At 74.1% G+C, this 3,658-nt stretch carries 4 protein-coding genes; 2 read left to right on the top strand and 2 right to left on the bottom strand.

Translation table 11 applies throughout. From position 1 onward, the window contains the following. Positions 1 to 16 precede the first annotated feature (16 nt). Complete coding sequence (locus tag K6I34_RS33615; RefSeq protein ID WP_229331829.1) at positions 17 to 1,204, bottom strand: flavin-dependent oxidoreductase; 1,188 nt, start codon at positions 1,202 to 1,204, stop codon at positions 17 to 19. Then, on the bottom strand, positions 1,201 to 1,572 hold the full coding sequence (locus tag K6I34_RS33610; protein ID WP_229331828.1) for a nuclear transport factor 2 family protein: 372 nt from the start codon (positions 1,570 to 1,572) through the stop codon (positions 1,201 to 1,203). Before K6I34_RS33610 ends, K6I34_RS33615 begins: the two co-directional genes overlap by 4 nt. Before the next feature lie 95 nt (positions 1,573 to 1,667). On the opposite strand from K6I34_RS33610, the gene K6I34_RS33605 reads away from it, so the two are divergent. Next, positions 1,668 to 2,591 carry a LysR family transcriptional regulator gene (locus K6I34_RS33605; protein WP_229331827.1) on the top strand — a complete coding sequence of 308 codons (924 nt, stop codon included), beginning with the start codon at positions 1,668 to 1,670 and terminating at the stop codon, positions 2,589 to 2,591. A 44-nt stretch (positions 2,592 to 2,635) separates the two neighbouring features. Then, positions 2,636 to 3,658: hypothetical protein (locus K6I34_RS33600; protein ID WP_229331826.1), on the top strand; the 1,023-nt coding region annotated here is incomplete at its 3' end.

Below are 3,658 nucleotides of genomic sequence, written 5' to 3'. Positions count from 1 at the left end.
CCCCCTTCCCCTCGCATCAGGCAGGCGTCAGCGACGCCCGCCCGTTCAAGACCTCGACGTCACTCCCCGTAGTACGCCGGTAGGCATCCGTGACCCCCGCCAGCTCCCGCTCCGTGTTCCCCCTGGCCAGGCTCATGCGCCGGTTGGCCAGGACGACGGCCGCGGTGGCGTCCCGACGGGCGGCCTCGTAGCGGGCGAGGCCGCCCGTCACGTCGTCCCCCGAGGTCGCGAGCTCGTAGGCGAGGACCCGGGCGTCGACGACGGCCTGGGACGCGCCGTTGGCCCCCACCGGGTACATCGGATGCGCCGCGTCGCCCAGCAGGGTGGCCCGGCCCCTGCGCCACAGGGTCAGGGGCTCACGGTCGACCATGGGGTAGACCAGGATGTTCTCGGTCTCCATCACCATGCGCGGCACATCGAGCCAGCCGAGCGACCAGTCCTGGATGTACGGCCAGACGTCCGCCGCCCGGGCCGTGCGGTTCCAGCCCGCCTCCTCGGCCAGGGGGCGGGGACCGGTCACCCGGACCTGGCACACCCAGTTGATCCGGTTCCCGCCGATCGGGTAGGCGACCATCTCCACGTCCCCGTCCCGGACGATGATCATGGAGCTGCCGGTGAGGAAGGGCGGGGCCTCCGCCGTGCCGCGCCACATCCGGACGCCGGACCACAGCAGCGGCCCGCTGTCCGGGTGCAGCTGGGCGCGGACGGTGGAGTGCAGCCCGTCCGCCCCGACGAGGACGCCGGCGGCGGCCACCTCCGGGTTCCCGTTCGACCGGTCGAGGAAGCGGGCCCGGACGCCGTCCGCCTGTTGCTCGAAGCCTGTCAGCCGCATGCCCGTGTAGACGGCCCCCGAGCCCAGCCGTTCCCTGACCGCGTCGAGGAGCAGCAGCTGGAGCTCGCCGCGGTGGACCGAGTACTGCGGCCAGCGGTAGCCCTGGGCGATGCCGCGCGGTTCGGTGAAGAGCCTGCGGCCGTACCGGTCGCAGTAGACGATCTCGGAGGTGGCCACGCCGAGCGCGGCGAGGCGGTCGCCGAGGCCGAGCTCGGTGAGCTCGCGCACGGCGTGCGGCAGCAGGTTGACGCCGACGCCGAGCGGCCTGATCTCGCGGGCGCTCTCGGCCACGGTGACGTCGATGCCCGCGGCGTGCAGGCTGAGCGCGGCGGTGAGGCCGCCGATGCCCGCTCCGGCGATCAGTACGGTCATCGGGCCGCCCGCGTCTCGGGGCGGTCGATGATCCGCACCCAGCCGCCGTCGGGCTGACGGCGGACGACCTGTACCCGGCCTCCGGTGTTGTCGGATGACGGCGTCGAGGTGAGCGCGAGGTCGTCGCCGTAGTAGATCGTCGGGAGCGGCGTCTCCTGGACGAACGGCTCCGTGGCGTGCGCGAGCAGCTTCTCGCACACGGCGCGGATCGCGTCCCGGCCGACCGTCGGGTTGTCCGGCGGGAAGGCGAGCACGGCGTCGGGCGCGTAGAGCGCGGCCATTCCGTCCGCGTCACCGGCGTTGGCCCGCTCGACGAACAACCGGGTGATGTCCTCGGGGGTGGTGGCGTACGCGCGGTTCTCGGTCATGGCGGGTTCCCTCTCTGTTCTCTCGCCGTCTACTTTCCGCCGATTCCGATCAGAAGTCCAAGAGATGGTGAGTCTGAGAACTAGAATCAACGATTATGGAACTCCGTCAGCTCGCATACTTCGTGGCCGTGGCCGAGGAACGGAACTTCACCCGGGCCGCCGAGCGGGCGCACGTGGCCCAGCCCGGCGTCAGCGCGCAGATACGCAAGCTGGAACGGGAGCTCGGGCAGGAGCTGCTGGACCGCTCCGGCCGCTCGGTGCGGCTCACCGAGGCGGGCGAGGCCGTCCTGCCGTACGCCCGTGCCGCGCTGGCCGCCGCGGAAGGAGCCCGGCTCGCGGTCGACGAGCTGACGGGGCTGCTCCGCGGCCGGGTCGCCGTGGGCACGGTGACGTCGCACAGCGTCGATCTGCCCGGCCTGCTGGCGGCGTTCCACGACGCCCACCCGGCGGTGGAGATCACCCTCACCGAGGACACGACGGACCGGCTCGTGGAGGGCCTGCGGACGGGCGGCCTCGACGCGGCGATCATCAGCATCGGCGAGACCCCGCCCGCCGGGATCGCCGTCCATGTCGTCGACGACCAGCCGATCGTGGCCGCGGTGACCGCGGGGCACGAACTCGCCGGCCACCGGTCCGTACCTCTCACCGCGCTGCGCGGCCACGCCCTGATCAGCCTGCCGAGGGGCACGGGCCTGCGCGCGCGGCTCGACGAGGCCTGCGCGACCGCGGGCTTCACCCCGCGGATCGCCTTCGAGGCGGGCGACCCGTGGGCACTCGCCGAACTGGCCGCGCACGGCCTGGGCGCGGCGATCCTGCCGCGCTACATCGCCGAGACGCGGTCGGACGCGCTGCGGCCGGTCTCCATCGAGCGCCCCGCGCTGCGCGGCCGGCTCGCCCTCGCCTGGCGCGCGGACGGCCCGGGGCGGCCCGCGGGCAGGGCCCTGCTGGCCCGGGCCCGCGCCATGGTGGAGAAGTCCCCGCCCCGGCACCCCATCGCCCGGCCCGAGTCACCGTCATGAGGGCTTCCCTACCGAGTAGTTGGAAGAGAACACGCTCGTTCGCCGTGCTGTTCGCCCTCCTGGTCGCGGTCTGCGCCGGCCGGCCCCCGGCGGCGAGCCCGCCCCGCGTGGTGGCGGTGCGCCCCGCCGCCGAACTCGACAGGTCCTTCGGCGACTACGCCGACCACGACCGCGCGCCACGGCACTGGACGGGCGGCGACAGCACGTACTCCGTGCGCGCGGCGGCCGGTGAACTGTGGCTGTTCTCCGACTCCTTCCTCGGCTCCGTACGGCCCGACGGCTCCCGCCCGGCCGCCGCGCCCTTCGTCCACAACAGCGCCGTCCTGTGGGCCGCGGGCGGACCGCGTACCACCGCTCCCCTCGTATCGGTCCCGGAGGCCGACGGCTGGTACTGGTCCCGGGCGGGCATCGCGGACGGAGCCGGGGTGTCGGTCGTCCTCGCGCGCTACGCGAAGACGGGCACCGGGCCGCTGGACGTGGCCTGGCGGGGCAACGCGCTGGCCCGGTTCGGGCCCGGACCGCCTTCCCGGCCACGGTCGTTCACTCCCCTGCCGTCCTCGGCCCGCGTCGCGTGGGGCGCGTGGCTGGCCCGGCACGGAGCCGACACCTATGTGTACGGCACCGAGAAGGCGCCCACCGGCAACCACCTCCACCTGGCCCGCGTCACCGGCACGGACCTGCGCCGCCCCTGGTGGTACTGGACCGCGCGGGGGGCGTGGTCCCGCGACGAGTCCCGCTCCGCCCGGCTGTCCGGGCCCGACGGCACCGCGCTGCTCACCTCGGACGAGCTCAGCGTCGTACGGCACGGCGGCTGGTACGCGCTGTGCGCCCAGCGCGTGGACCAGCCGTTCAGCGCGGAGGTGCAGCTCGCCTGGTCGCGCTCCCCGAGCGGGCCGTTCACCCGGCCGCGTACGGTGTTCACCGCGCCGGAGGCGGGGCCGCGCGGCACCTACCGCGACGCGGACGTCATCGCCTACAACCCCCACGAGCACCCGGAGTTCGAACACCCCGGGGAGCTCGTCGTCTCGTACAACGTCAACAGCCTGGATCCGCGGGACGTCTACCGC

Source organism: Streptomyces sp. UNOC14_S4, assembly GCF_020740835.1.
GTDB lineage: Bacteria > Actinomycetota > Actinomycetes > Streptomycetales > Streptomycetaceae > Streptomyces.
Note: the sequence above shows the minus strand (reverse complement) of the source record. Positions and strands in the feature narration are given on the sequence as shown.

Bases quoted from the DNA above. Each gene is read 5' to 3' on its own strand.
- K6I34_RS33615 (WP_229331829.1), bottom strand. From the start codon at position 1,204: ATGACCGTACTGATCGCCGGAGCGGGCATCGGCGGCCTCACCGCCGCG.
- K6I34_RS33610 (WP_229331828.1), bottom strand. From the start codon at position 1,572: ATGACCGAGAACCGCGCGTACGCCACCACCCCCGAGGACATCACCCGG.
- K6I34_RS33605 (WP_229331827.1), top strand. From the start codon at position 1,668: ATGGAACTCCGTCAGCTCGCATACTTCGTGGCCGTGGCCGAGGAACGG.